Source organism: Microbacterium sorbitolivorans (genome assembly GCF_003327285.1).
GTDB classification, from domain to species: Bacteria; Actinomycetota; Actinomycetes; order Actinomycetales; family Microbacteriaceae; genus Microbacterium; species Microbacterium sorbitolivorans.
Genome location: NZ_KZ848473.1, coordinates 755,466 through 780,525 on the forward strand (window position 1 = coordinate 755,466; position 25,060 = coordinate 780,525).

At 68.0% G+C, this 25,060-nt stretch carries 19 protein-coding genes and 5 tRNA genes; 9 read left to right on the forward strand and 15 right to left on the reverse strand.

Features of this window, described 5'->3' with window-relative positions; genetic code table 11:
- The first annotated feature begins 162 nt into the window (after positions 1–162).
- Together DTO57_RS03810 and DTO57_RS03815 are read left to right on the forward strand one after the other, a co-directional pair.
- Positions 163–1,608 carry an LLM class flavin-dependent oxidoreductase gene (locus tag DTO57_RS03810; RefSeq protein ID WP_114116862.1) on the forward strand — a complete coding sequence of 482 codons (1,446 nt, stop codon included), beginning with the start codon at positions 163–165 and terminating at the stop codon, positions 1,606–1,608.
- Positions 1,605–2,786: an acyl-CoA dehydrogenase family protein gene (locus tag DTO57_RS03815; protein WP_114116863.1), complete on the forward strand. Its 1,182-nt coding sequence runs from the start codon at positions 1,605–1,607 to the stop codon at positions 2,784–2,786. The genes DTO57_RS03810 and DTO57_RS03815 overlap by 4 nt, the downstream gene beginning before the upstream one ends.
- 134 nt (positions 2,787–2,920) lie before the next feature.
- On the opposite strand, the gene DTO57_RS03820 is transcribed toward DTO57_RS03815, so the two are convergent.
- The 7 genes from DTO57_RS03820 to DTO57_RS03850 form a co-directional block, all read right to left on the reverse strand.
- Positions 2,921–3,478, reverse strand: coding sequence for an HIT family protein (locus DTO57_RS03820; RefSeq protein WP_229730315.1), 558 nt, complete (start codon positions 3,476–3,478; stop codon positions 2,921–2,923).
- Positions 3,475–5,418, reverse strand: a complete 1,944-nt coding sequence (gene thrS, locus DTO57_RS03825) for a threonine--tRNA ligase (protein WP_222843230.1) — start codon at positions 5,416–5,418, stop codon at positions 3,475–3,477. The genes DTO57_RS03820 and thrS overlap by 4 nt, the downstream gene beginning before the upstream one ends.
- A 96-nt stretch (positions 5,419–5,514) precedes the next feature.
- Complete coding sequence (locus tag DTO57_RS03830; protein ID WP_114117277.1) at positions 5,515–6,177, reverse strand: DedA family protein; 663 nt, start codon at positions 6,175–6,177, stop codon at positions 5,515–5,517.
- 145 nt (positions 6,178–6,322) lie between these two features.
- A tRNA-Gly gene (locus tag DTO57_RS03835) sits at positions 6,323–6,395 on the reverse strand.
- A 23-nt stretch (positions 6,396–6,418) separates the two neighbouring features.
- Positions 6,419–6,490: transfer RNA gene (locus DTO57_RS03840), tRNA-Val, on the reverse strand.
- Positions 6,491–6,511: 21 nt separating this feature from the next.
- Positions 6,512–6,585: transfer RNA gene (locus tag DTO57_RS03845), tRNA-Cys, on the reverse strand.
- Between the two features lie 53 nt (positions 6,586–6,638).
- A tRNA-Gly gene (locus DTO57_RS03850) sits at positions 6,639–6,711 on the reverse strand.
- A 190-nt stretch (positions 6,712–6,901) separates the two neighbouring features.
- On the opposite strand from DTO57_RS03850, the gene DTO57_RS03855 reads away from it, so the two are divergent.
- From DTO57_RS03855 to DTO57_RS03865, 3 genes are all read left to right on the forward strand, one after another.
- Positions 6,902–6,978: transfer RNA gene (locus tag DTO57_RS03855), tRNA-Val, on the forward strand.
- 64 nt (positions 6,979–7,042) lie between these two features.
- Positions 7,043–7,594, forward strand: a complete 552-nt coding sequence (locus DTO57_RS03860) for an LURP-one-related/scramblase family protein (protein ID WP_114116865.1) — start codon at positions 7,043–7,045, stop codon at positions 7,592–7,594.
- Between the two features lie 5 nt (positions 7,595–7,599).
- Entirely contained in the window at positions 7,600–8,610 is a 1,011-nt protein-coding gene (locus tag DTO57_RS03865) for a YdcF family protein (protein WP_114116866.1), read from the forward strand.
- Positions 8,611–8,647: 37 nt separating this feature from the next.
- Here the strand turns inward: DTO57_RS03865 and DTO57_RS03870 are convergent, their stop codons facing one another.
- The 4 genes from DTO57_RS03870 to DTO57_RS03885 all read right to left on the reverse strand — a co-directional run bounded on the left by DTO57_RS03870 (position 8,648) and on the right by DTO57_RS03885 (position 13,335).
- Positions 8,648–9,625 (reverse strand): aldo/keto reductase, encoded by a 978-nt coding sequence (locus DTO57_RS03870; protein ID WP_114116867.1) that lies wholly within the window; start codon positions 9,623–9,625, stop codon positions 8,648–8,650.
- Positions 9,626–9,727: 102 nt separating this feature from the next.
- Complete coding sequence (locus tag DTO57_RS03875; RefSeq protein ID WP_114116868.1) at positions 9,728–10,984, reverse strand: ammonium transporter; 1,257 nt, start codon at positions 10,982–10,984, stop codon at positions 9,728–9,730.
- A 122-nt stretch (positions 10,985–11,106) separates the two neighbouring features.
- Entirely contained in the window at positions 11,107–12,144 is a 1,038-nt protein-coding gene (gene zapE, locus DTO57_RS03880) for a cell division protein ZapE (protein ID WP_114116869.1), read from the reverse strand.
- Positions 12,145–12,150: 6 nt separating this feature from the next.
- On the reverse strand, positions 12,151–13,335 hold the full coding sequence (locus DTO57_RS03885) for an alpha/beta hydrolase family protein (RefSeq protein ID WP_229730314.1): 1,185 nt from the start codon (positions 13,333–13,335) through the stop codon (positions 12,151–12,153).
- A gap of 46 nt (positions 13,336–13,381) precedes the next feature.
- On the opposite strand from DTO57_RS03885, the gene DTO57_RS03890 reads away from it, so the two are divergent.
- The 4 genes from DTO57_RS03890 to DTO57_RS03905 all read left to right on the forward strand — a co-directional run bounded on the left by DTO57_RS03890 (position 13,382) and on the right by DTO57_RS03905 (position 18,623).
- Entirely contained in the window at positions 13,382–13,960 is a 579-nt protein-coding gene (locus DTO57_RS03890; RefSeq protein ID WP_114116871.1) for a DUF3000 domain-containing protein, read from the forward strand.
- Between the two features lie 4 nt (positions 13,961–13,964).
- Positions 13,965–15,197 (forward strand): HRDC domain-containing protein, encoded by a 1,233-nt coding sequence (locus tag DTO57_RS03895; RefSeq protein WP_114116872.1) that lies wholly within the window; start codon positions 13,965–13,967, stop codon positions 15,195–15,197.
- Between the two features lie 79 nt (positions 15,198–15,276).
- Positions 15,277–16,479, forward strand: coding sequence for a thiolase family protein (locus DTO57_RS03900; protein WP_114116873.1), 1,203 nt, complete (start codon positions 15,277–15,279; stop codon positions 16,477–16,479).
- Between the two features lie 8 nt (positions 16,480–16,487).
- Positions 16,488–18,623: a 3-hydroxyacyl-CoA dehydrogenase NAD-binding domain-containing protein gene (locus DTO57_RS03905; RefSeq protein ID WP_114117278.1), complete on the forward strand. Its 2,136-nt coding sequence runs from the start codon at positions 16,488–16,490 to the stop codon at positions 18,621–18,623.
- Positions 18,624–18,711: 88 nt separating this feature from the next.
- Here the strand turns inward: DTO57_RS03905 and dxs are convergent, their stop codons facing one another.
- The 4 genes from dxs to DTO57_RS03925 all read right to left on the reverse strand — a co-directional run bounded on the left by dxs (position 18,712) and on the right by DTO57_RS03925 (position 25,042).
- Positions 18,712–20,667, reverse strand: coding sequence for a 1-deoxy-D-xylulose-5-phosphate synthase (gene dxs / locus DTO57_RS03910; protein WP_114116874.1), 1,956 nt, complete (start codon positions 20,665–20,667; stop codon positions 18,712–18,714).
- Positions 20,668–20,766: 99 nt separating this feature from the next.
- Complete coding sequence (gene acnA, locus DTO57_RS03915) at positions 20,767–23,613, reverse strand: aconitate hydratase AcnA (RefSeq protein ID WP_187346584.1); 2,847 nt, start codon at positions 23,611–23,613, stop codon at positions 20,767–20,769.
- A gap of 98 nt (positions 23,614–23,711) precedes the next feature.
- Complete coding sequence (locus tag DTO57_RS03920) at positions 23,712–24,461, reverse strand: DUF3159 domain-containing protein (RefSeq protein WP_114116876.1); 750 nt, start codon at positions 24,459–24,461, stop codon at positions 23,712–23,714.
- On the reverse strand, positions 24,461–25,042 hold the full coding sequence (locus DTO57_RS03925; protein WP_114116877.1) for a DUF3710 domain-containing protein: 582 nt from the start codon (positions 25,040–25,042) through the stop codon (positions 24,461–24,463). Before DTO57_RS03925 ends, DTO57_RS03920 begins: the two co-directional genes overlap by 1 nt.
- Between the last annotated feature and the right edge of the window lie 18 nt (positions 25,043–25,060).

Sequence of the window (25,060 nt, forward strand, 5' to 3'; positions counted from 1 at the left end):
ACGTTGAGTTTTCGGCGCCGTGAACCCACGCCGCAAACCGACGTGACGTTTTTCGACACGTTCCGTAGCAGAACGACATTTTTCGTTACGGGACGTAGCACGACAGCGTTCGTTGGCCACCCCGGCCCTAGCGTTGAGCCACTGAACCGAACGGATCCAGCGATGAAGCGCATCATTCTCAACGCATTCGACATGTCGTGCGTGACCCATCAGGCACCGGGGCTCTGGCGCCACCCGGCGAACCGCGCCGACCGCTATACCTCGCTCCACGAGTGGGTCGAGCTCGCGAAGCTACTCGAGCGCGGCAGGTTTGACGCCCTGTTCCTCGCCGACGTGCTCGGCGTATACGACGTGTGGCGCGGATCCGGTGAAGCGGCCCTCACCGACGCGGACCAGGTGCCGCTCGGCGACCCGATCATCCCGATCTCGGCGATGGCGTATGCGACCGAGCACCTGGGCTTCGGCATCACGGTCGCCTCGACGTACGACCACCCGTACGCGCTCGCCCGCCGCTTCTCGACGCTCGACCACCTCACCGATGGCCGCGTCGGCTGGAATGTCGTGACCAGCTACCTCGACTCGGCCGCCCGCAACCTCGGGCGCGAGACCCAGATCGCGCACGACGATCGCTACGCCGTCGCCGAGGAGTTCCTCGACGTCGCGTACAAGCTGTGGGAGGCCTCGTGGGAGGACGGCGCCGTCGTCCGCGACCGCGAGCAAGGCGTCTTCACCGACGCGAATCGCGTGCATCCCATCGAACACTCGGGCGAACACTTCCGGGTGCCGGGCTTTCACCTCGCCGAGCCAAGCCCGCAGCGCACGCCCGTCATCTTCCAGGCGGGTGCCTCGCCCCGTGGCCGCGCGTTCGCGGCAAAGCACGGTGAGGCGATTTTCATCAACGGCCTCACCCCCGAACAGACCCGTCCGATCACCGATGACATCAGGGAGCGTGCCGAGGCGGGTGGCCGCCCGGCCGACACCGTCAAGATTCTCGTGCTCGCCACCGTCATTGTCGCCGCGACCGACGCCGAGGCGCACGCGCTCGAAGCGGAGTACCGCGGATACGTGTCCCACGAGGGCGCCCTCGCCCTGTACGCCGGCTGGTCGGGGCTCGATCTCTCGACGTATGACCCCGATACACCGCTGGAGTACGTCGACACCGATGCGGCGCGCTCGGCGCTCGCCGCATTCACGACCTACGATCCCGACCGGTCCTGGACCCCGCGCGACATCGCAAACTACGTTGGGATCGGCGGAATCGGCCCCGTCATCGTGGGCGGCCCCGAGACCGTCGCCGACGAGCTCGAGCGGTGGATCGGGGTCGGTGGAATCGACGGCTTCAACCTCGCGTATGTCGTGACGCCCGGCAGCTTCGAACAGATCGTCGAGCACCTGATCCCGGAACTCCGGCGCCGCGGACGCGTCTGGGATACGTACCCCGAGGGAACGCTACGCGGCCGCCTCACCGGCGACGGATCCGCGATCGTGCCCAGCTGGCACCCGGCAGCCGCGCACCGCGGATCCCTCGTCGGAAAACCGAGCGTCGCCGATGCCTCCGGGCCGGCGTGGAACGCCACACCCACCACTCACGAGGAGACCACACGATGACCGCACACGCCGACCGACAGCGCTGGGTCGCCGTCGCCGAGGAACTCGCCCAGACACTCGCGATCGACGTGCTTGACCGCGACCGATCCGGTGTGGATCCGTTGCCGCAGCTCGATCTGCTGCGCGAGTCGGGCCTCACGACCCTCCTCGTACCCGCCGAGTTCGGCGGCCAGGGCGCTACCTGGAGCACTGCGGTCGCCGTCATTCGTGCACTGGCGCAGACCGATGCGTCGGTGGCACAGGTGCTGGCGTACCACTACGTCAACGAATCGAACGCCGGCTTCGCCGCGACGGCCGAGGCCGGCGAGCGCTGGTATCGCGCGTCGGCGACGAATCGGTGGGTATGGGGTGACTCGGTCAACCCGACCGACCCGGACCTCGCCTTCACGCCGACGGCCGACGGATGGATCCTCAGCGGCACCAAGCGGTTCTCAACGGGTGCTTCCGCCGGCGACGTCGTGCTCGTGAGCGGAACCGTGAGCGGCGGGGACGATGACGGTCGCAACCTCACGGTCGTGCTTGAGCGTAACCGCGCGGGTGTCAGGCCGCTCGGCGACTGGGACGCGCTCGGACAGCGGCAATCTGCCAGTGGATCCGTACGGTTCGAGGACGTTGCCGTCGGATCTGATGACGTGATCGCGTGGGGTAGCGATGAGCCCTTCGCGTCGCTCTTCACGCCCGCGATCCAGCTCTCATTCGGAAATCTCTATCTCGGAGTCGCGCAGGGTGCCCTCGCCCAAGCCATCGACCTCGTACGCGAGCGTCGCGGATCATGGTTCCTCTCAACGGCCGACCGCTACCGCGACGATCCGTTCACGCAGCGCATCGTCGGCGACCTCGACGCGAAGATTGCCGCGGCAGAGGCGCTCGCCGACCGTACGGGCGAGGCCTTCGATGCTGTGGTCGCTCTCGGACACGCAGCCACAGCCGAGGATCGCGGTCGCATCGCCGTCGAGATTGCGCGCCTCAAAATCGTCACGAACGAGACGGCGCTCGATACCGCTCACCGCATCTTCGAGGTCACCGGATCCAGCTCGGCGAAGGCCTCGACCGGGCTCGACCTGCACTGGCGCAACATCCGCACCCACTCGCTGCATGATCCGGTCGACTTCAAGCGGCTCGAGGTCGGCGCCTACATTCTGAACGGCGAGAACCAGCCGATCTCGCTCTACACCTGATCCCACACGACCCCCGCGAGGTCTCACTCTTTTCGCGAGATCGCATCGAATTCAGTGCGATCTCGCGAAAAGAGTGCGATCTCGCGGAAAGCGCGGAGTGCAGCGGAGCGCGGAAGGGCGCGAGCGGGGGCGGGTTACGCCGGCCAGGCCGCCTGTAAGGACTCGCGGACGTCGCCGAGGAGCTGCGGGAGCGCCTTCGTCTGGGCGATGATCGGGAAGAAGTTCGCGTCGGACTTCCAGCGCGGCACGATGTGCTGGTGCAGATGCTCCTCGACACCGGCGCCGGCGACCTCGCCCTGGTTCATGCCCAGGTTGAAGCCGTGGCATCCCGACGTGAGGCGCAGCACCCGCATGGCGGTCTGCGTCAGCGTCGCGATCTCGGCGGTCTCCTCCGGGTTCGCCTCGTCGTAGAGGCCGACGTGGCGATACGGGCACACGAGCAGGTGACCGGCGTTGTACGGGAAGAGGTTTAGCAGCACGAAGGCGTGCGTGCCGCGATAGACGATCAGGCCGTCTTCGTCGGACTTACCGGGCGCCGCGCAGAACGGGCACCCGCTCCCCCGGTTCGCGTCGGCGCCGGCGTTGATGTACGCCATCCGGTGTGGGGTCCAGAGACGCTGGAACGCGTCCTGGACCCCACCGAACTCGGTCGCCGGCTCGAGGCCGGCGAACTCGGCTCGCGGATCCGTCACGCCGTCTCCAGAACGGCGTCCTCGTCCTTCAGCACGAGCGCCTTGCTCTCGATGAGGCCCGTAATGAGCGCGACGGCCTCGTCGACCGGCACGCCGTTGCGCTGGGATCCGTCGCGGAAGCGGAATGAGACCGTTCCGGCCGCGCGGTCCTGCTCGCCGGCGATCATGATGACAGGCACCTTGTGCGTCGTGTGGGTGCGGATCTTCTTGGGCATGCGGTCGTCGGAGTGGTCCACCTCGACGCGCACGCCGGCCTCGCGGAACTTCGCGGCGGCCTCGTTCAGGTAGTCGCCGTACTCGTCGGCAACCGGAACGCCCATGATCTGCAGCGGGGCGAGCCACAGCGGGAAGTCGCCCGCGTAGTGCTCGAGCAGGATCGCGAAGAAGCGCTCGATCGAACCGAACAGCGCGCGGTGGATCATGATCGGCTGCTGCTTGGATCCGTCGCTCGCGGTGTACTCGAGGCCGAAGCGCTCGGGCAGGTTGAAGTCGAGCTGCACCGTCGAAAGCTGCCACGAGCGGCCGAGGGCATCGGTCACCTTGAGGTCGATCTTGGGGCCGTAGAACGCGGCCTCGCCGTCTTCCTCGATGAGCTCGAGGCCCGTGGCGGTGGCAACCTCGCGGAGCGCCTGCGTCGCGGTCTCCCAGATCTCCTCGTCTCCGATCCACTTCGACTTCTCGTCGTCGCGCTTCGACAGCTCGAGGCGGAAGTCGGTCAGGCCGAAGTCCTTCAGCAGCTGGAGCTCGAACTCGAGCACCTTCTTGACCTCGTCCTGGATCTGGTCGCGCGCCACGAAGAGGTGGGCGTCGTCCTGGGTGAAGCCGCGCACGCGGGTGAGGCCGTGCAGCGCTCCCGAGAGCTCGTTGCGGTAGACCGTGCCATTCTCCGCGTAGCGGAGGGGCAGGTCGCGGTAGCTGCGCGCGCGCTCCTTGTAGATGAGGATGTGCATCGGGCAGTTCATGGGCTTCAGGTAGTAGTCCGCGCCCTGCTTGGTGATGTTGCCGTCCTCGTCGCGCTCCTCATCCATGCGGATGGGCGGCCAGATGCCGTCGGCGTAGGTCGCGAGGTGGCCCGACGCCGCGAAGAGGTCGCTCTTCGTGATGTGCGGCGTGTAGACGTAGGTGTAGCCGTTCTTGATGTGCTCGCGGCGGGCGTGCTGTTCCATCTCGCCGCGGATCACGCCGCCGCGCGGGTGCCACACCGAGAGTCCGGATCCGATCTCGTCGGGGAACGAGAACAGGTCGAGTTCCTTACCGAGCTTGCGGTGGTCGCGCTTGGCGGCCTCGGCGAGGCGATCCTTGTACGCGACGAGCTCGTCCTTCGTTGCCCAGGCGGTGCCGTAGATGCGCTGGAGCTGCGGGTTCTTCTCGCTGCCGCGCCAGTAGGCGCCGGCGACGCGCATGAGGTCCCAGCCGTTGCCGACCATGCGGGTCGTCGGCACGTGCGGGCCGCGGCAGAGGTCGCCCCACTTGGTCTCGCCCGACTTGGGGTCGACGTTGTCGTAGATGGTGAGCTCTCCCGCGCCGACCTCGACGCTTGCGCCCTCGGCGGCTTCCTTCTTGCCACCCTTCAAGCCGATGAGCTCGATCTTGAAGGGCTCGTGGGCAAGCTCGGCGATGCCTTCCTCGTCGGTGATGGCGCGGCGCACGAAGCGCTGGCCCTCCTTGACGATTTTCTGCATCTCCTTCTTGATCGCCTTGAGGTCGTCCGTCGAGAACGGCTCGTCGACCTGGAAGTCGTAGTAGAAGCCATCGGTGATGAAGGGGCCGATGCCGAGCTTCGCCGCCGGGTTGAGGCGCTGCACGGCCTGGGCGAGAACGTGTGCGGTCGAGTGGCGCAGGATGTTCAGACCATCCTGGCTGTCGATAGTGACCGCCTCGACCGTCTGTGTGTCCGTCACCTCTGCGGCGAGGTCCTTCAGCGTGCCGTCGACGCGCATCGCGACAACGTTCTTTTCGGGGAACAGATCAAATCCAGTGGTCACCCGAACAGTCTAGTCGCGCCCGCGAGAGCGCCGCGTCACGCCACCTGGGGATCAGGCCTGCGTGCCCTCGCGCTTCGACTTGCGCGCCTTGATCACGGCGCCGATCACGATCGGTAGGACCGAGACGAGCACGATGACGATCGCGAGGATGTCGATGTTGTCGCGCACGAGCGGGATACCGCCGAGCAGCGCGCCGACGAGCGTCATGCTACCCACCCAGAGCACGCCTCCCCCGATGTTCCAGAGCAGGAAGCGGCGGTACGGCATGGCGGCGGTGCCGGCGGCGAGCGGCACGTAGGTGCGGACGATCGGCACGAAGCGGCCGAGCACGAGCGAGACGCCACCGTACTTGCGGAAGAACGCCTCCGCCTCCTCGAGGTGGGAGGTCTTCAGGATCCGCGCGTCGTCCTTGAAGAGCCGGCGACCGAATCGCCGCCCGAGGAAGTAGCCGACCTGGTCGCCCAGGAACGCGGCGGGAATGCCGACGAGGAGGATCTGCCACCAGGTGATGCCGAGGGGGCCCGCAAGGATCGCGGCCGTCACGATGAGCGAGTCGCCCGGGAGGAACGGGAACAGCACGCCCGACTCGATGAACAAGACGGCAAAGAGCCCGATGAGTACCCACGGCCCGAACGACTCGAGAAGCTTCTCGGCGTCCGGAACGATGCTCAGGGTCGGAAAGGTCGCGGCGTGTGCCGCGAGGTCCCAGTGAATCACGCAGTTCCCATCGGTGTCGATCGCCACGCACGGTCGCGCGGCTCGAACCAGTATCAGGGCAGAAGGTAGCGCGTTCCTGACAGCACCGCCGAAATCACTGAGAGAACACAAAAACGGGGCCCCAACCGGGACCCCGTATCTGAGCGGATGACGAGACTCGAACTCGCGACCCTAACCTTGGCAAGGTTATGCGCTACCAACTGCGCTACATCCGCGTGAACCTCTCGAGAGAGGTTCGTGCGCGATACTGGGATCGAACCAGTGACCCCTTCCGTGTCAGGGAAGTGCGCTACCGCTGCGCCAATCGCGCCTAGAAGGCTATTTAGTTGTGTGGAGGTGGCGACGGGATTCGAACCCGTGTAAACGGCTTTGCAGGCCGGTGCCTAGCCTCTCGGCCACGCCACCGTGGTGCAGGAATCGAACCCGCGCGCCTGATCCCCGAGGGGATCCTGCACTCGAGCGGATGACGAGACTCGAACTCGCGACCCTAACCTTGGCAAGGTTATGCGCTACCAACTGCGCTACATCCGCGTTATCCCCGGCTTCTCAGCTGGCGACTCGTTAAACACTACCCCCTCCAGATCCGTCGGACCAAACGGGCCGCCGGTTCGGGCGTGTCCGCTCGCGCGACACCCCCGGGCGTCAACCCGGTTACAGATCCACCCGGAACGCCTGTAGTATCGTTTCTTGTGCCCGAGGGTGCAACACAAATCAATACTCTGGGCGTTTGGCGCAGTTGGTTAGCGCGCTTCGTTCACACCGAAGAGGTCGTGGGTTCGAGTCCCGCATCGCCCACCAGAGAAAGCCCGATCAGACACGTAATCTGATCGGGCTTTTCGCATGCCCGTGCGAGAATCGAGGCATGTCGGTTCTCGCTAGTAACGCTCTGGTCTTCCAGCAGACGGCCCACTTCACGCGCAACGACTTCGCGATCTTCGATGCCGAGAGCCAGCAGCAGGTCGCCCACGCCGAGACCGGCGGCTCGACCGTCGAGCGCATGTTCACGGGAGCCCGTGAGCTCTACGTCTACGACGGACCCGGCAACCCGCTGCTCCACGTGAGCGACACCATGACGTTCGGCCGCGATCGACTCGCGGTCTTCTCCCCCGACGGATCCACACTCGCGCAGATCGTGAAACAGTGGAGCTTCTTCAAGACGCACATCACGATCGACCTCGGCGGCGAGGAGCTCCAGCTCCTCGGTAGCTTTCTGAGCTTCGACTTCCAGATCGTCGCGCCGTACGGCGAGGTCGCGTCGGTCACTCGCAAGTGGTCCGGCTTCGAGAACTCGTTGTTCGGAAAGTCGACGTATCTGCTTCAGCTTCACCCGGGGCTCGACGACGTCCGCCGCAAGGCCGTGATCGGCAGCGTCATCGCGCTCGATCTCATCCGAGCGAAGGCCGATAGGGGCTAACTCACATGCTTTCTCTCGCACTCGGCGTCGTCTTCGCCGTGCTCTACGCGATCTACCGCGACAAGGATCCGCGACTGTTGCGCAACGGTGTCTTCCTCACGGCGGCGGTCGCGTTCGGCGTGCTCGGCGTCCTGCTCATCGCCGCGCCACACAGCATCGTCGCAGCCCTCCTCCTCGGGCTCATCGGGCTCGCGGTTCCGGTGAGCATCCTCGTCTTCGGCATCGGGCTCATCCGCAATGGATTCACGATGATGAAGAAGGAGGGGCGTAGCCTCGGCAACCGCCTCTCGCTCCTGCTCGGCATCGCCGTGCTGGCGCTCCCCCTCATCTCGATCGTGCTCGTGATGACGCTGCAACTCGCGGGCCTCCTCGTCGCGACGCTCATCGCGTTCGTCTCGGCGTACGCGAGTATGGCGTTCATCTCGTTCGCGGTGTACTCGGTCGTCTACGGCCGCATGCGGCACCGGATCGATCCGGTCGCGATCGTCGTTCACGGATCCGGACTCGCGGGCGGCCGCGTGACGCCGCTGCTCCGCGGCCGGCTCGACCGCGGGATCCAGGCGCACCACGCCGAATTCTCGCGCGGCAACCGCGTGCCGATGGTTCCATCCGGCGGGCAGGGATCCGACGAGTCTCGTTCCGAGGGCGAGGCGATGGCCGAGTACCTGCGTGAGCAGGGCGTTCCGGCCGAGCTGATCCTTCCGGAAACGCGCTCGACGACGACCGCCGAGAACATCCGCATGTCGACCGAGCTGCTCGCGAAGCGCGGGGCACCGGGGCCGATCCTGCTCGTCACGAGCGACTACCACGTGCTACGAACGGCGTCGCTCGCGCGCCGCATGGGCATCGAGGCGCAGGTCGTCGGATCCCGCACCGCGCGCTATTACGTGCCGAGCGCGTTCATCCGCGAGTTCATCGCGCTCATCGTCGAGAACCGTTGGGTGAGCGTCGTCGCACTCCTGCCGTTCTGCGCGCTCCTCGTGACGCTAGCGATCTCGGTCCTCACGCTGGGTTGACCGGTGCCGGCCCGCGCTGGGCCGGCAACCCGATCTCCTAGTGGCGGCGCGGCGCGAACGTCACGTAACCCGTGCCGGATCCTTGCGCGACGATTCCGTCGATCGCCTCGAGGTCGGCGGCGTCGGGGATCCACTGCACCGCGGCGGCGTTGGAGGCGACCTGCTCGGGGCGGGTCGCGCCCGCGATGATCGTGTCGACCGCGGGCTGCGCGCGGAGGCCGCCGAGGGCGACGTCAAGCATCGTGATACCGCGCTCGTCGGCGAACGCGCGGAAGCCGTCGATGACGTCCCACTTGGCCGCCTCGAGGCGAGCGGTCTCGGTCGCGAGGCGGGATCCGTCGGGCGCCTTCTCGGCGCTCGTGTACTTGCCCGTGAGCAGGCCGTACGCGAGCGGGAAGTACGGCAGGATGCTCATGCCGTAGTGCTCGAGCGCGGGTGTCAGCTCGGCCTCGGCGCTGCGGTTGTACAGCGAGTACTCGTTCTGCGCCGTGATGAAGTGCTCGGATCCGATCGCCTCGGCGACGAGCGCGGCGTCGGCGACCTCCCACGAGGTGAAGTTCGAGCAGCCGATGTAGCGCACCTTTCCGGCCTGCACGAGGTCGGTCAGCGCCTGCAGCGTCTCGTCGATCGGCGTGATGCGGTCGGGCGTGTGCAACTGGTACAGGTCGATGTAGTCGGTGCCGAGGCGCGAGAGGGATCCCTCAACCGCGCGGGCAATGTAGCCGCGGCTCGCGCGGTTCGACAGCGCGCCGGGATAGGTGTCGCCCATGTCCATGCCGAACTTCGTGGCGACGACGACCTCGCTCCTGTGAGAGCCGAGGGCCGTGCCGAGCATCGTCTCCGACGCGCCCGTGCCATATACATCGGCGGTGTCGAAGAAGCTCACGCCGTTGTCGAGCGCGGCGGTGATGACCGCGGTGGTCTGCTCCTGGTCGATGCGGCGCCCGAAGGCGTTGCAGCCGATTCCGAGGGCCGAGACGACGAGTCCGCTATTTCCGAGGGGTGCGTATTCCATGTGTTCACGCTATCGCGGCGCGGCGCCCGCGGGGCGCACGGCAAAGCCGGGGTCCGCGTGTGGCGCGAACCCCGGCTGAGCGGTGCTGTGTGATGCGTGTGATTAGCGGGTGAGCTGCTCGTTCGGCTCGAAGGAGTAGCCCTCTTCGCCGTGGACCGAGACGTCGATACCGGCGATCTCGTCCTCGTTCTTGACGCGGAAGCCGATCGTCTTCTGGATCGCGAAGCCGAGAATGAGGGCGACGACGAACGAGTAGACGAGGGTGGCCAGGGCGCCGATGAGCTGGACGACCAGCTGCTGCACGCCACCGCCCATGAAGAGGCCGGTGTCGATAGCGAAGAAGCCGAGGTAGACCGTACCGATGAAGCCACCGACGAGGTGGACACCGACGACGTCGAGCGAGTCGTCGTAGCCGAGCTTCCACTTAAGGTCGACCGCGAGGGCACAGGCGACACCGACGATGAGGCCGAGGAGGATGGCCCAGATCGGCTCGAGGTTGGCGCAGGCCGGGGTGATGGCGACGAGACCGGCGACGGCACCCGACACGGCGCCGACCGAGGTGGCCTTGCCGTTCTTGAGCTTCTCGGCGATGATCCAGCCGAGGATCGCGGCGGCGGGGCAGACCATCGTGTTGATGATGATGAGGCCGGTCTGGAGGTTGCCGTCCTCGCCGAGCGGGGCGACCGTGAGGCCGGCGTTGAAGCCGAACCAGCCGAACCAGAGCAGCGCGCCGCCGAGCATGACGAGGGGGACGTTGTGGGGCTTGTTGATGGTCTTCGCGAATCCGACGCGCTTGCCGAGGACGATCGCGAGGGCGAGTGCCGCGGCACCGGCGTTGATGTGAACGGCCGTTCCACCGGCCCAGTCGATGACCTCGACGCCCGAGTCCGGGAACATCACCGAGCCGAGGTTGTAGATCCAGCCACCGCCCCAGACCCAGGCGGCCACGGGGAAGTACACGAGCGTCCCCCAGAGCGCGACGAAGACCATCCAGGATCCGAACTTCGCGCGGTCGGCGATCGCGCCGGAGATTAGCGCGACCGTGATGATCGCGAAGGTGGCGCCGAAGGCGACACCGATGGTCGCCTCACCGGTCGGGTCGTCGGCTGTGGTCGCGCTGAGTGCGAAGTCGGCGAAGGGGTTACCGGAGAAGCTCCAGGTGGAGTTCACGGCGCTCATGCTGAAGCCGAAGAGCACCCAGAGGACGGCGACGAGGCCGAGTGCGCCGAAGCTCATCATCATCATGCTAACGACGCTCTTGGCCTTGACGAGGCCGCCGTAGAAGAACGCGACGCCGGGTGTCATGAGCAAGACGAGCGCGGTGGCGATCATCAGCCACGCGAGTTGTCCACTGTCCATGGGGGTTCCTTACGAGTCGGGGTGAAGAGGAATGCCCTCATACTCCCGAGCCCGCGTTTCCCGCAGAGTGCGCTCGTGGTTTCCGTTATGTTACGCGTGGTCGTGCGTGTTACAAGATCGTGTCAGGCGTGAGTCGACGCGACCAAACGCGACACCGCGCGCAGGTACTTCTTGCGGTAGCCGCCCGCGAGCATCTCGTCGGAGAACACCTTGTCGAGCGCGAGGCCCGTGGCCCGGATCGGCAGCTGCGCGTCGTACACGCGGTCGATGAACGCGACGAAGCGCAGCGCCTCGGACTGATCGGTGATCTGGCGCACATCCCGCAGCCCGATCGCGTCGACGCCCTCGATGAGGCGAATGTAGCGCGACGGGTGCACGTGCGCGAGGTGCTCGACGAGCTCGTCGAAGCCGTCGTCCGAGACGTCGCCGTCGATGCTCGCGAGTGCCTCGGCGTACTCGTCGTCGGCGACGACCGCCGCGCCCTCGTCGAGCGAGCGCTGGCGGAAGTCGACGCCGTCGATGCGGATCGTCTGGAAGCTGTCGGACATCGACTGAATCTCGCGCAGGAAGTCCTGTGCCGCGAAGCGGCCCTCGCCGAGGGCGTTCGGCGGGGTGTTGCTCGTCGCGGCCAGGCGCGTGCCCGTCTTCACGAGCTCACCCAGCAGGCGCGTCATCACCATCGTGTCGCCCGGGTCGTCGAGCTCGAACTCGTCGATGCAGAGCAGGGCGGATCCGGTGAGCAGGTCGACCGTGTTCTTGTAGCCGAGCGCGCCCACGAGGGCGGTGTACTCGATGAACGAGCCGAAGTACTTCCGGCGGGCCGGCATCGCGTGATAGATCGACGCGAGCAGGTGGGTCTTACCGACGCCAAAGCCACCGTCGAGGTACACGCCCGGCTTCATCTCCGGCTCGGTGGCCTTCTTCTTGCGCCCGAACGAGAACAGACCTGCGCGCGCGATGGGCTGGGATCCGCCCGCCGCGAAGCGCTGCAGCAGCTCCTTCGAGTCTTGCTGCGACGGGAACGCGTCGTCGGCCCGGTACGTCTCGAACGTCGCCCCGTCGAACTGGGGCGGCGGCACGAGGCTCGCCAGCATCTCCTCGCCCGTGAGGCGCGGCTGACGCGCGGTGAGCTGAATGGTCGTGGCCTGGGCGGAAGTCATCGCCTTTTAGGATACGCGCTCGGAACCGAGCCCCCGCTCGAAGACCCACGACCGCAGGAGCTCGCTCCAGCGCTTCTCGTCGTAGTTCCAGAGCTTGGTGTGGCGGGCCTCGACGTAGGGCGCGAGCGTGACGAGGTCCGGGCGCGCGTCGGCGAGACCGCGCGACGCGGCCGACGGCACGAAACCGTCGTCGTCGCTGTGCAGCAGCAGGATCGGGTGGGTCAGCTCGTCGGCGCGCGTCACAATGTCGAGGTCGTTGAGCGAGATCGCGTCGCCCGATCGCACGACGCGCGACCACGTCGGCATCGTCAGCTGGCGCAGGGCGATGTGGGTAACGGGGCTCGGCACGCGCAGCTCTCGCGCCTGGTAGCCGAGCACGGTGCGCCAATCGACGACGGGCGAATCGAGGATGATGCTGTCGATCTTGTCGGGGTACGCCGTGCGCAGCGAGGTCTGCAGCACGATCGCGCCGCCCATCGACCACCCCATGAGGATGATGCGCTCGGCGCCGTTCGCGAGCGCGTACTCGATCGCCGCCTCGACGTCGCGCCACTCGGTCGCCCCGAGGCCGTAGTGGCCGGAGTCGCTTCGCGGGGCGTCGCCGTCGTTGCGGTACGAGACCGCGAGGCTCGTGACGCCCGCGGACCGGAACACCGGCGCGGCGCGGAGGGTCTCGGACCGCGTCGTGCCGCGGCCGTGCACGCTGATGACCCACGTCGCGGCGTCGCCGCCGCTCGGCGCCGGGAAGAGCCACGCGGGGCACTCGCCCACGGTCGAGCCGATCGACACCTCGCGGTACGGGATGTGGAGCTCGCCAGGGTGCACGAAGTACCAGCCGCTGAACGTCGCCGCGCGGCCCACCTTCTCGCCCTCTTCGACCTCGGTGAGGAGCTTGCGCGTCGCGGTGCGCTCGGTCTCGGTGAGCAGCGCGCCGAGCTTGAGGTACTCGTGGGTGCCGTTAACGAAGAGGCCGTAGCGGCCCGGCAGAACCGTATCGGGCGAGCGCCTGAGAGTGATGGTCTGGGCCTTGGTGTCGATGCCCAACACCTCGGTGTCGGCGAGGCGTCTCGTGACCGGCGTCACGACCTTCCTCGCGAACGCGAATGAGACGAGTGTGCCCCCGACGACGACGCCCGCCGTGAGCGCCGCGCTGGCGGCAAGAGCACTGAGTACACGTGGACGCTGGGTCACGGCGCGCCTGGATCTCCTGAGCACAAGATCAGCCTAGTCTGACCGCGTGAGTGACGTCTCCCCCGTCTTCGAGGAAACGGCCGAAGCGCTCCGCCGAGTGGCGTTCCGGCCGGACCTTGCCGTGCGGGAGATTCCCTCTCCCAGCGGCGTCGCGCCGCACAGCATCGCGTTCGCGGGCGACGTCCGCCCCGACTCTCACGGCGATTCTCCCTACGGCACGGGCCGATTCCTGCTGCTCTACGACCCCGAGGAGCCCGAGACGTGGGGCGGCCCCTGGCGCGTCGTCGCGTTCGCGCAGGCGCCGCTCGAGATCGAGATCGGCACGGATCCGCTGCTCGCGGAGGTCGCGTGGTCGTGGCTTACCGATGCGCTCGCGTCGCACCACGCGCACCACCACTCCGCCTCGGGGACCGCGACGAAGACGGTCTCGCGCGGCTTCGGATCCCTCGCCGCCCAGGGCGACGGATCCCAGATCGAGTTGCGCGCGTCGTGGACGCCGGATCCGCCCTCGGCCCGCCACATCGAGGCGTGGGCAGAGCTCGTCTGCATGCTCGCGGGGCTCCCTCCCGGATCCGAGGGGATCGCGATCCTCTCCCCCGGTCTGCGGCCTCCCCGCTCGAGCTGAGAGAATGGTCGTCTCACACCCTCCATCCGAGCCGAGGAGCACCGTCATCTCGTACCGCGTCATCGACACCGCCGAAGACTTTCTTGACGCCTGCCGCACCCTGGGCGCCGCATCGGGGCCCGTCGCGGTCGACGTCGAACGCGCATCCGGCTTCCGGTACTCGTCGCGCGCGTACCTGATCCAGGTGTTCCGCCGCGGCGCCGGCGTGTTTCTCTTTGACGCCCCCGAGATCGACGATTTCGCGCCGCTGATGGAGGCCATCGGCGACGCCGAGTGGGTGTTCCACGCCGCGACGCAGGATCTCCCCTCGCTCCGCGAGATCGACCTCGTGCCCGAGCGCATCTTCGACACCGAGCTGTCGGCCCGCCTCCTCGGCTGGCCCGGCGTCGGCCTCGGCGCGGTCGTCGAGCGCACGCTCGGCATCGTGCTGAAGAAGGAACACTCGGCGGCCGACTGGTCGACGCGGCCGCTGCCGCAGGCGTGGCTCGAGTACGCCGCTCTCGACGTCGAGCACCTGCTCGACGTGCGCGATGCCATCGCCGAGGAGCTCGACCTCACCGGCAAAGCCGACTGGGCCGCCGAGGAGTTCGCCGACGAGCTGACCCGCAAGCCGAAGCCCGCTCCCGCCGAGCCGTGGCGCAAGCTCAACGGCCTGCACAAGATTCGCGGCCGCCGCGGCATGGCGATCGCGCGGGCCTTCTGGAACGCGCGCGACGAGCTCGCGCGCTCGACCGACACCGCCCCGGGGCGGCTCGTGCCCGACCGCTCGCTCGTTGCGGCCGTCGCGGCCGGCCCCAAGACCAAGGCCGAGCTGGGCGCCCTCCGCGACTTCACGGGCCGCGCGAGCCGCACCGAGATCAACCGCTGGTGGCAGGCGTTCGTCGACGGCCGAGCCGACACCGACATCCCCCTCGAGCGCGTCCCGAGCGACGCGCTGCCGCCCGTGCGCGCGTGGTCGGGCCGCCGCCCCGAGGCCGACGCGCGCCTCAAGGCCGCGAAGCCCGCGATCGAAGCGCACGCCGAGTTCCTCTCGATGCCCACCGAGAACCTCCTCACGCCGGATCACCTACGGCGCGTCTGCTGGCAGCCGCCGCAGCCCGCGACCGCGGAGGCGATCGCCGCCGCGCTAAAGTCGCACGGCGCCCGCGACTGGCAGGTCGCGCAGGTGAGCCCGATCATCGAGAAGGCGTTTGTGCAGGCGACGCAATCGCCGGCCGAGGCCACCGAATCCGCTTAGTAGCTTCGGCCCAACCGGCTCGCGCCGGTCACCTGAGAACGCCATAGGCTGGCGGTGTCCACCAATCTCAGGAGGCAAAGTGGCCCACCAGACGGATGTCTACTTCGTCGACGGCGTACGCACCCCATTCGGGCGCGCCAGCGCTAACGGAATCTATGCGAACACCCGCGCCGACGACCTCGCCGTGAAGGCCCTCATCGGGCTTCTCGACCGCAACCCGAACGTACCGAGGGATCTGATCGACGACGTCGCGATCGCCGCGACGAGCCAGACGGGTGACCAGGGCCTGACCCTCGGCCGCACCGTGGCGATGCTCGCGGGCCTGCCGCAGGAGGTCCCCGGCCTCGCGATCGAGCGCATGTGCGCCGGCGCGATGACGGCGGTCACCACCATGGGCGCGTCGATCGGTTTCGGAATGTACGACCTCGCGATCGCGGGCGGCGTCGAGCACATGGGCCGCCACCCCATCGGATCCAACTCGGATCCGAACCCGCGCTTCGTCGCGGAGCGGCTCGTCGACCCGCAGGCGCTCAACATGGGCGTCACGGCCGAGCGTCTGCACGACCGGTTCCCGCAGCTGACGAAGGAGCGCGCCGACCGCTTCGGCATGCTCAGCCAGCAGAAGGCCCAGGCGGCGTACGACGTGGGGCACATCCAGCCCGACCTGATCCCTGTTGCCGTGACCGACGCCGACGGCGCCTTCGCGCTCGCGACCGAGGACGAGGGCCGCCGCCCCGAGACGACGATGGAGGCCCTCGCCGGCCTCAAGACCCCGTTCCGCCCGCACGGCCGCGTGACCGCCGGCACGTCGTCGCCGCTCACCGACGGCGCGACCGTGAGCCTGCTCGCGAGCAAGCGCGCGCTGAAGAAGCACGGCCTCACGCCCAAGATGCGCATGGTGTCGTTCGGCTTCGCCGGCGTGCAGCCCGAGGTCATGGGCCTCGGCCCCGTGCCGTCGACCGAGAAGGCGCTCGAGAAGGCCGGTCTCACGATCGACGACATCGGCCTGTTCGAGCTGAACGAGGCGTTCGCCGTGCAGGTGCTGAGCTTCCTCGACCACTTCGGTATCGCCGACGAAGACCCGCGCGTGAACCCGTGGGGCGGCGCGCTCGCCGTCGGCCACCCCCTGGCCGCGAGCGGTGTGCGCCTGATGATCCAGCTCGCCGCGCAGTTCGAACGCCGCCCCGACGTGCGCTACGGCCTCACCGCGATGTGCGTGGGCCTCGGCCAGGGCGGATCCGTGATCTGGGAGAACCCGTTCTACACGGGCAAGAGGAAGTGACGAAGAACGTGACCGATTACGACAGCCTGGATTTCTCCGACCTCGAGAACGCGTCCGTCGACGAGGTCATCACGCACTCGCTGGTGCGCGATGTTCGCCTCGCCTCGGGCCGCACGCTCGCCCTCATCACGCTCCACAACGGGCGCGACCACCGCCGGCCGAACACCCTCGGCCCGCTCACGCTGCGCGAACTCGCCGAGACCCTCGATGGCCTCGCCGAGCGCGCCACGAAGGGCGAGATCGACGCGGTCGCCATCACCGGCAAGCCGTACATCTTCGCCGCGGGCGCCGATCTCTCACAGATCACGTCGCTCTCGACGCGCGACCTGGCGCTCAAGATCGCACAGCGCGGCCACCACGTGCTCGGAAAGCTTGGCAGGCTCGGCGTGCCCAGCTTCGCGTTCGTCAACGGCCTCGCCCTCGGCGGCGGCCTCGAGATCGCGCTGAACTCGACGTACCGCACGGTCGATTCGTCGGCGGCCGCGCTCGGCCTGCCCGAGGTCTTCCTCGGCATCATCCCGGGCTGGGGTGGTGCGACGCTGCTGCCGAACCTCATCGGCATCGAGAACGCCCTCGAGGTCGTCGTCTCGAACCCGCTGAAGCAGAACCGCATGCTGCGCCCCCAGCAGGCGCACGAGCTCGGAATCTTCGACGAGATCTTCGGCCCCGCGAACTTCCTCGAAGACTCGCTGTCGTGGGCAGATCGCGTGCTGTCGGGCGAGACGCGCGTCGAGCGCAAGAACGTTCCCGGGAAGATCGAGCGCACGATCAAGTGGCCCGCCGCGATCAAGATCGCGCGCGGCATGCTCGAGCAGAAGATCGGCACGGTGCCGCTCTCGCCGTATCGCGCTCTCGACCTCCTCGAGCACGCGGCCAAGGGATCCATCGAGGACGGCTTCCAGCTCGAGGACGAGGCGCTTGCCGATCTCGTCGCGAGCGACGAGTTCGCGGCGTCGATGTACGCCTTCGACCTCGTGCAGAAGCGCGCGAAGCGCCCCGTCGGTGCCCCCGACAAGGCACTCGCCAAGCGCGTGACGAAGGTCGGCGTGATCGGTGCGGGCCTCATGGCCAGCCAGTTCGCGCTGCTGTTCGTGCGCCGCCTGCAGGTGCCCGTCGTGATCACCGATGTCTCGGCAGAGCGCGTCGAGAAGGGCCTCGGCTACATCCGCGACGAGATTGCGAGGCTCGAGCAGAAGGGACGCCTCGACGGCGACGGCGCGGGCCGCCTCCGCGCGCTCATCTCGGGCACGACCGACAAGGCCGACTTCGCCGATTGCGACTTCGTCATCGAGGCCGTGTTCGAAGAGACCGCCGTCAAGCAGCAGGTGTTCCGCGAGGTCGAACAGTACATCGCCGACGACGCCGTGCTCGCGACCAACACCTCGTCGCTGTCGGTCGAGGAGATCGGATCCGTGCTCGCGCACCCCGAGCGCCTCATCGGCTTCCACTTCTTCAACCCCGTGGCCGTCATGCCCCTCGTCGAGGTCGTGCGTACCCCGCAGGCCACCGACGAGGCGATCTCGACGGCGTTCGTGGTCGCGAAGGAGCTGAAGAAGAACGCGATCGGATCCGCCGACGCGCCGGGCTTCATCGTCAACCGCCTGCTCGCGAAGGTCATGGGTGAGGCCGCCCGCGCCGTCGACGAGGGCGCCGCCCTCACAGACGTCGAGGAGGCCTTCGGCCCGCTCGGCCTGCCGATGGGGCCGTTCGAGCTCATCGACCTCGTCGGCTGGAAGGTCGCGGCGCACGTGCAGGACACGATGGCGACGCACTTCCCCGACCGGTTCTACTCCTCCCCCAACCTGCACGCTCTCGCGGATCTCGACGCACCGCTCGACCGCGACAAGAAGGGGCGGATCACCGGCTGGTCGAAGGACGCAAAGAAGGCGATCGAGGTCGGTCGCGACGCCGCACCCGCCGACGAGATCCTGCGCCGCGTGCAGCACGAGCTCGCCCGCGAGATCCGCCTAATGCTCGACGAGGGCGTCGTGCCCGAGGTCGAAGACATCGACCTCGCGCTGATCCTCGGTGCGGGCTGGCCGATGATCGACGGCGGCGCCACGCCGTACCTCGACCGCGTCGGCGCCTCGGAGGCCGCCGGCGGCGGCGACTTCCACACCCCACAGATCCGCGGCGTGAAGTAACCCCCGCACACGCGCGAACGCCCGCTCCCACATACCAGTGGGAGCGGGCGTTTGTCGTGCGTGGCGGGCCCGTATCGGCCCGCGCGCCTTACCGCGTGTTGCGGGCGCGGTCCATCGTGATCGCGCCCGTGAGGGGCGTGGAGCCGTCCTGGCGGGCGACGGGGACGCGGGTGCCGAGCACCTGCGAGACGACGTCCTGGGCGATCTTCGACGCCGTGAGGCCGGCGTCCTCGAGCACCTGCTCGCGCGTGGCGTGGTCGATGAACTCGTCGGGCAGACCCAGCTCGTCGACGGCCGTGTCGACACCCGCCTCGCGGAGCACCTGGCGCACGCGCGTGCCGATGCCGCCGACGCGGATGCCGTCTTCGATCGTGATGACGAGGCGGTGGCGGGCGGCGAGGTCGACGATCGAGTCGGCGACGGGGACGACCCAGCGCGGGTCAATCACGGTCGCGCCGATCCCCTGCGCTTTCAGTCGCTCGGCGACGTCGAGCGCCATGCGGGCGAAGGGGCCGATGCCGATGAGGAGCACGTCCTCGTCGCCGTTGCGTGCGAGCACGTCGACGCCATCGGAGAGGCGCTCGATCGCATCGATGCTCTCGCCGACCTCGCCCTTCGGGTAGCGGATCACCGTCGGCGCGTCGTTGATCTCGACGGCCTCGTCGAGCTCCTCGCGGAGGCGCTCGGCGTCGCGGGGGGCCGCGATTCGGATGTGCGGCACGATGTGCAGCAGCGCGAGGTCCCACATGCCGTGGTGGCTGGGACCGTCGGGGCCCGTGACGCCCGAGCGGTCGAAGACGAAGGTCACGCCCGCCTTGTGCAACGCAACGTCCATCAACACCTGGTCGAAGGCGCGGTTCACGAAGGTCGCGTAGAGCGCGACGACGGGGTGCAGGCCGCCGTAGGCGAGGCCCGCGGCGCTCGCGACGGCGTGCTGCTCGGCAATGCCGACGTCGTAGACGCGCTCGGGGAACTTCTCCGCGAACGGGCCGAGTCCCGTCGGGCGCAACATCGCGGCCGTCATCGCGATGACGTCGGAACGGCGCTCGCCGACCTCGACGAGGGCGTCGGCGAACACGCCCGTCCAGTCCTCGCCCTTGCGCCCACCGACGGGCTTACCCGTCTTGGGGTCGATCTTGTTGACGGCGTGGAACTGGTCGGCCTCGTCATTGCGGGCCGGGGCGTAGCCGCGGCCCTTCTCGGTGATGGCGTGGACGATTACCGGCGCGCTGTAGCGCTTGGCCTGCTCGAAGGTCTCGAGGAGCGCCGGCAGGTCGTGCCCGTCGACGGGGCCGAGGTACTTGATGTCGAGCTGCGCGTAGAGCGCCGAGTTGTTGGTCAGGCGCGACAGGAAACCGTGCGTGCCGCCGCGGACACCGCGGTAGAGCGCGCGACCGACGCGGCCCAGGCGGCGCGCCGCTTTGCCGGACTTCTGGTCGAGGTCGCGGTACGCGGATCCGGTGCGGACCCGGTTGAGGTAGCGCGCCATGCCGCCGATCGTCGGGGCGTAGCTGCGGCCATTGTCGTTGACGACGATCACGAGGTTGCGGTCGTTGTCGTCGGTGATGTTGTTGAGGGCCTCCCACGTCATGCCGCCCGTGAGGGCGCCATCGCCGACGACGGCCACCACATGGCGGTCGTCACGGCCCGTGCGGGCGAACGCGCGCGAGATGCCGTCGGCCCAGCTGAGCGAGCTCGATGCGTGCGACGACTCGACAACGTCGTGCTCGCTCTCGGAACGCTGCGGGTAGCCGGCGAGGCCGTCGCGCGAGCGCAGCCCCGAGAAGTCCTGGCGGCCCGTGAGCAGCTTGTGCACGTAAGACTGGTGGCCCGTGTCCCAGACGATCGGATCTTGGGGCGAGTCGAATACGCGGTGTAGGGCGATCGTCAGCTCGACGACGCCGAGGTTCGGCCCGAGGTGCCCGCCGGTCTGCGAGACGTTCTCGACGAGGAACTCTCGCACCTCGGCGGCGAGCTGGGTGAGCTCGCGCTTCGACAGGCGGTCGAGATCGCGCGGACCCGAGATCGAATCAAGCAGACTCATAATTTCGAGCGTACGCCTCCTGGCCTGGAAAACGGGCGGGACGCGACGAGGCCCCTCCCGTCTTGTCGACGGGAGGGGCCTCGTTTCGTTGAGCGGCTGTTACACCAGCGAACGCAGCACGTACTGCAGGATGCCACCGTTGCGGTAGTAGTCGGCCTCACCGGGGGTGTCGATGCGAACGACCGCATCGAACTCGACCGTCTGCTTACCGGCGGGCGAGTGCTCGCTCGGCTGCGCGGTGACGTGGACCGTCTTGGGGGTCACGCCGTTGTTCAGCTCCGTCAGGCCCTCGATCGAGAAGACCTCGGTGCCGTCGAGACCGAGCGAGTCGGCCGACTCACCGGCGGGGAACTGCAGCGGGACAACGCCCATGCCGATGAGGTTCGAGCGGTGGATACGCTCGAAGCTCTCGGTGATGACTGCGCCGACGCCCAGCAGGCTCGTTCCCTTCGCGGCCCAGTCGCGCGAGGATCCCGAACCGTATTCCTTGCCACCGAGGATGACGAGGGGCGTGTTCTCGGCCTGGTAGTTCTGCGACGCGTCGTAGATGAACGACTGCGGGCCGCCCTCCTGCGTGAAGTCGCGGGTGTAACCGCCCTCGACGTTGTCGAGGAGCTGGTTGCGCAGGCGGATGTTCGCGAACGTACCGCGAATCATGACCTCGTGGTTACCGCGACGCGAGCCGTAAGAGTTGAAGTTCTTACGGTCGATGCCGTGGCTCGTGAGGTACTGACCGGCGGGGGTATCGGCCTTGATCGCGCCCGCGGGCGAGATGTGGTCGGTCGTGACCGAGTCGCCGAGCTTCGCGAGAACGCGGGCGCCGGTGATGTCGGTCACGGCCTCCGGCTCGGCCGGCATGCCGTCGAAGTACGGCGCCTTGCGCACGTAGGTCGAGTCTTCGTTCCACTCGAACACCGAGCCCTCGGGCGTCGGCAGGTTGCGCCAGCGGTCGTCACCGTCGAAGACGGTCTTGTACTGCTCGATGAACTGCTCGCGCGAGATCGATGTGTCGATGATCTCCTGCACCTCGTCCGGCGAGGGCCAGATGTCCTTGAGGAAGACCTCGTTGCCCTCGGCGTCGGTACCGAGCGAGTCGGTCTCGAAGTCGAAGTGCATCGAACCGGCCAGCGCGTACGCGACCACGAGGGGCGGCGAGGCGAGGTAGTTCATCTTGACGTCGGGGCTGATGCGCCCCTCGAAGTTACGGTTACCCGAGAGGACTGCGGTAACGGCGAGGTCGTTGGCGTTGATCGCCTCGGAGACCTCTTCGATCATCGGGCCGGAGTTACCGATGCAGATGGTGCAGCCGTAACCGACCGTATAGAAGCCGATCTGCTCGAGGTCCTTGTCGAGGCCCGACTTCTCGTAGTAGTCGGTGACGACCTTCGAGCCCGGGCCGAGCGTCGTCTTGACCCACGGCTTGCGCGTGAGGCCCTTCTCAGCGGCCTTGCGGGCGACGAGACCGGCGGCGATCATGACCGACGGGTTCGACGTGTTGGTGCACGACGTGATCGCGGCAAGCGTCACGGCACCGTTGTCGAGCTCGTAGGTCTGACCCTCGGGGGTCGTGACGAGCGACGGAGTCGAGGCGTTGGCCGGGCCACCGCTCGAGAGCAGGTGCGAGACCTTGTGCTCGTGCTCCTCGCCGGGCACCGAACCGGCGTCCGACGCCGGGAACGACTCGTCGCTCTCGAGGTCGACGACGTCTTCGGTCGCGCGCGGCGAAACGTAGTTCTCGATGTCCTTCTCGAACTGCGACTTCGCGTCCGAGAGGAGGATGCGGTCCTGCGGGCGCTTCGGGCCGGCGATCGACGGGACAACCGTCGACAGGTCGAGCTCGAGGTACTCGCTGAACACGGGCTCGACCGACGGGTCGTGCCACAGGTGCTGCTCCTTGGCGTACGCCTCGACGAGGGCCACGGCCTGCTCGTCGCGGCCCGTCAGGCGCAGGTAGTCGAGCGTGACGTCGTCGATCGGGAACATGGCGGCCGTCGAGCCGAACTCGGGGCTCATGTTGCCGATGGTGGCGCGGTTGGCGAGCGGCACCGAGCCGACGCCCTCGCCGTAGAACTCGACAAACTTGCCGACGACGCCGTGCTTGCGCAGCATGTCGGTGATCGTGAGCACGACATCGGTCGCGGTCACGCCGGCGGGGATGTCGCCCGTGAGCTTGAAGCCCACGACGCGCGGGATCAGCATCGACACGGGCTGACCGAGCATCGCGGCCTCGGCCTCGATGCCACCGACGCCCCAACCGAGCACGCCGAGGCCGTTGACCATCGTCGTGTGCGAGTCGGTGCCGACACAGGTGTCGGGGTAGGCGCGGAGCACGCCGTTCGCGGGGCGGTCGTAGATGACCTTCGCGAGGTGCTCGATGTTGACCTGGTGGACGATACCCGTCCCCGGGGGCACCACCTTGAAGTCGTCGAACGCGGTCTGGCCCCAGCGCAGGAACTGGTAGCGCTCGCCGTTGCGCTCGTACTCGATCTCCACGTTGCGCTCGAGAGCGTCAGGGCGACCGAAGAGGTCGGCGATGACCGAGTGGTCGATGACCATCTCTGCGGGCGAGAGCGGGTTGATCTTGTTCGGGTCGCCGCCGAGCGCCGTCACGGCCTCGCGCATGGTGGCGAGGTCGACGATGCAGGGCACGCCGGTGAAGTCCTGCATCACGACGCGAGCCGGCGTGAACTGGATCTCCGTGTTGGGCTCCGCGTTCGCATCCCACTGGCCGAGGGCCGTGATCTGCTCGCTGGTGACGTTCGCACCGTCCTCCGTGCGGAGCTGGTTCTCAAGAAGCACCTTGAGGCTGAAGGGGAGCTTCTCGTACCCCTCAACCGCGTCGATGCGATAGATCTCGTAGTCGGTGCCACCGACCGAAAGGGTGCTCTGGGCACCGAAGCTGTTCACCGTAGACACGGGTGTCTCCTTTGTGGTCGACCGCAGCATTGCGCTCCCATCTTCCTCCTCAGAGGCAGCTGGTGCTAGGAAGGTCGACCTAACGTCGCAATTTATCTTGATGTCAAGATAAATAATACCAGCGTCGACTACTTGCGATCGCCGTATGCGGCCCGCGCGGCCAGCCACGTGACGGCGACAAGCGGCGCGAAGAGCGGGATCCCCATGACGAGCTTGACGGTGCCGAGCACCTGCACGATGTCGTCGCCACCGGCGAGCCACATCGGAAACTGCACGGCGAGTCGCAGGAAGAACAGCGCCGCCCACATGATCGCGAGCCAGAAGAACACCCGACGCTTGCGGCGATCCTTGCGCCACGCGATTCCGTCGTCCATCAGGAAGCCGACTGCGAGGCCGATGATCGACCAGCCGGCGACCGCCGAGACAAGGAAGGCGGATCCGTAGAGCACGTTCGTGACGAAGCCCGGAATGAAGTTGTCTTCCGCGCGGCCGGTAAAGAGCACGAGCGCGCCGGCCACGCCGACGGCGACGAGGCCGCCGAGCGCGGCGGACGGCGCCTGCTTCTGCGCGAGGCGCGCGACCGTAAAGACTCCGGCGGCGGCGACCGAAGCGATCACGGCGATGAGGTTGTTGTCGGGCCAGATCGTGAGGCTCACGAGGAACACGACGAGCGGCAGGACCGACTCGACGATGCCGCGCACGCCGCCGATCGCGCTCCAGACGGCGGCGCCCGTCGACGTCGATTGCGACGGATCCAGGCCCGCGCGCTTCGCGGCGGCGCCGAACGCCTGCCCGAGCACGCTCGAGGCGCTCGGCTCCGCGGGAGGAGGCGTCAGCGGCGTCTCCTCCCGCGGCTGCTCCTCGGACCGGTCGACCATCAGGATCCGGGGGTCACGGGCATCGTGAGCGGAATGAGGTCGCGCGGCGGCATGGGCGAAGCGCCACGAACGACGACGAGCGAGCGGAAGAGATCCTCAACCTGCTCGGCCGCCTCGGGCGAGCTCGCGCCCGCCCCGCCGATCACGCCGCGCAGGAACCAGCGCGGGCCGTCAACGCCGACGAAGCGCACGACGCGCGTGCCGGCCGGCTCGCGCACCTCCGCGAGCAGCTCGGGGCCGAAGGGGCCCTCGCGCTCCTCGACGCGGCCGCCCTGGCCCGCGACCTGCGCGCGAATCTGCTCGCGCGTCTCGTGCCACAGGCCCGTCGAGCGCGGCGCCGCGAACGGCTGCACCTGCAGCGTCGACTCGGCGTAGTCGAGACCGACGGCGACGATGCGCTGGGTCTTCTCCTCGACCTCAAGACGCAGGTTCAGGCCGTCGCGCGGCAACACCTTGACGCCGCCGATGTCGATGTAGGGGCGGACGGGGTTCGCCTCGGTCGCGTCGAACGGGCCGTTCTCGGCGCGGTCTGCCGGCGCCGACTTCTCGGTCGGCAGCGGGGTTTCCTGGGAATCAGTCATCTGTTTTGCCTTGTGTCT

Bases quoted from the DNA above. Each gene is read 5' to 3' on its own strand.
- thrS (WP_222843230.1), bottom strand. From the start codon at position 5,418: ATGCGCGTCGACGGCACGCTGAAGGACCTCGCCGCAGAGGTGACGGAC.
- DTO57_RS03920 (WP_114116876.1), bottom strand. From the start codon at position 24,461: ATGGTCGACCGGTCCGAGGAGCAGCCGCGGGAGGAGACGCCGCTGACG.
- DTO57_RS03895 (WP_114116872.1), top strand. From the start codon at position 13,965: ATGGTCGTCTCACACCCTCCATCCGAGCCGAGGAGCACCGTCATCTCG.
- dxs (WP_114116874.1), bottom strand. From the start codon at position 20,667: ATGAGTCTGCTTGATTCGATCTCGGGTCCGCGCGATCTCGACCGCCTG.
- zapE (WP_114116869.1), bottom strand. From the start codon at position 12,144: ATGACTTCCGCCCAGGCCACGACCATTCAGCTCACCGCGCGTCAGCCG.
- acnA (WP_187346584.1), bottom strand. From the start codon at position 23,613: ATGCTGCGGTCGACCACAAAGGAGACACCCGTGTCTACGGTGAACAGC.
- DTO57_RS03860 (WP_114116865.1), top strand. From the start codon at position 7,043: ATGTCGGTTCTCGCTAGTAACGCTCTGGTCTTCCAGCAGACGGCCCAC.
- DTO57_RS03810 (WP_114116862.1), top strand. From the start codon at position 163: ATGAAGCGCATCATTCTCAACGCATTCGACATGTCGTGCGTGACCCAT.
- DTO57_RS03815 (WP_114116863.1), top strand. From the start codon at position 1,605: ATGACCGCACACGCCGACCGACAGCGCTGGGTCGCCGTCGCCGAGGAA.
- DTO57_RS03925 (WP_114116877.1), bottom strand. From the start codon at position 25,042: ATGACTGATTCCCAGGAAACCCCGCTGCCGACCGAGAAGTCGGCGCCG.
- DTO57_RS03865 (WP_114116866.1), top strand. From the start codon at position 7,600: ATGCTTTCTCTCGCACTCGGCGTCGTCTTCGCCGTGCTCTACGCGATC.
- DTO57_RS03870 (WP_114116867.1), bottom strand. From the start codon at position 9,625: ATGGAATACGCACCCCTCGGAAATAGCGGACTCGTCGTCTCGGCCCTC.
- DTO57_RS03875 (WP_114116868.1), bottom strand. From the start codon at position 10,984: ATGGACAGTGGACAACTCGCGTGGCTGATGATCGCCACCGCGCTCGTC.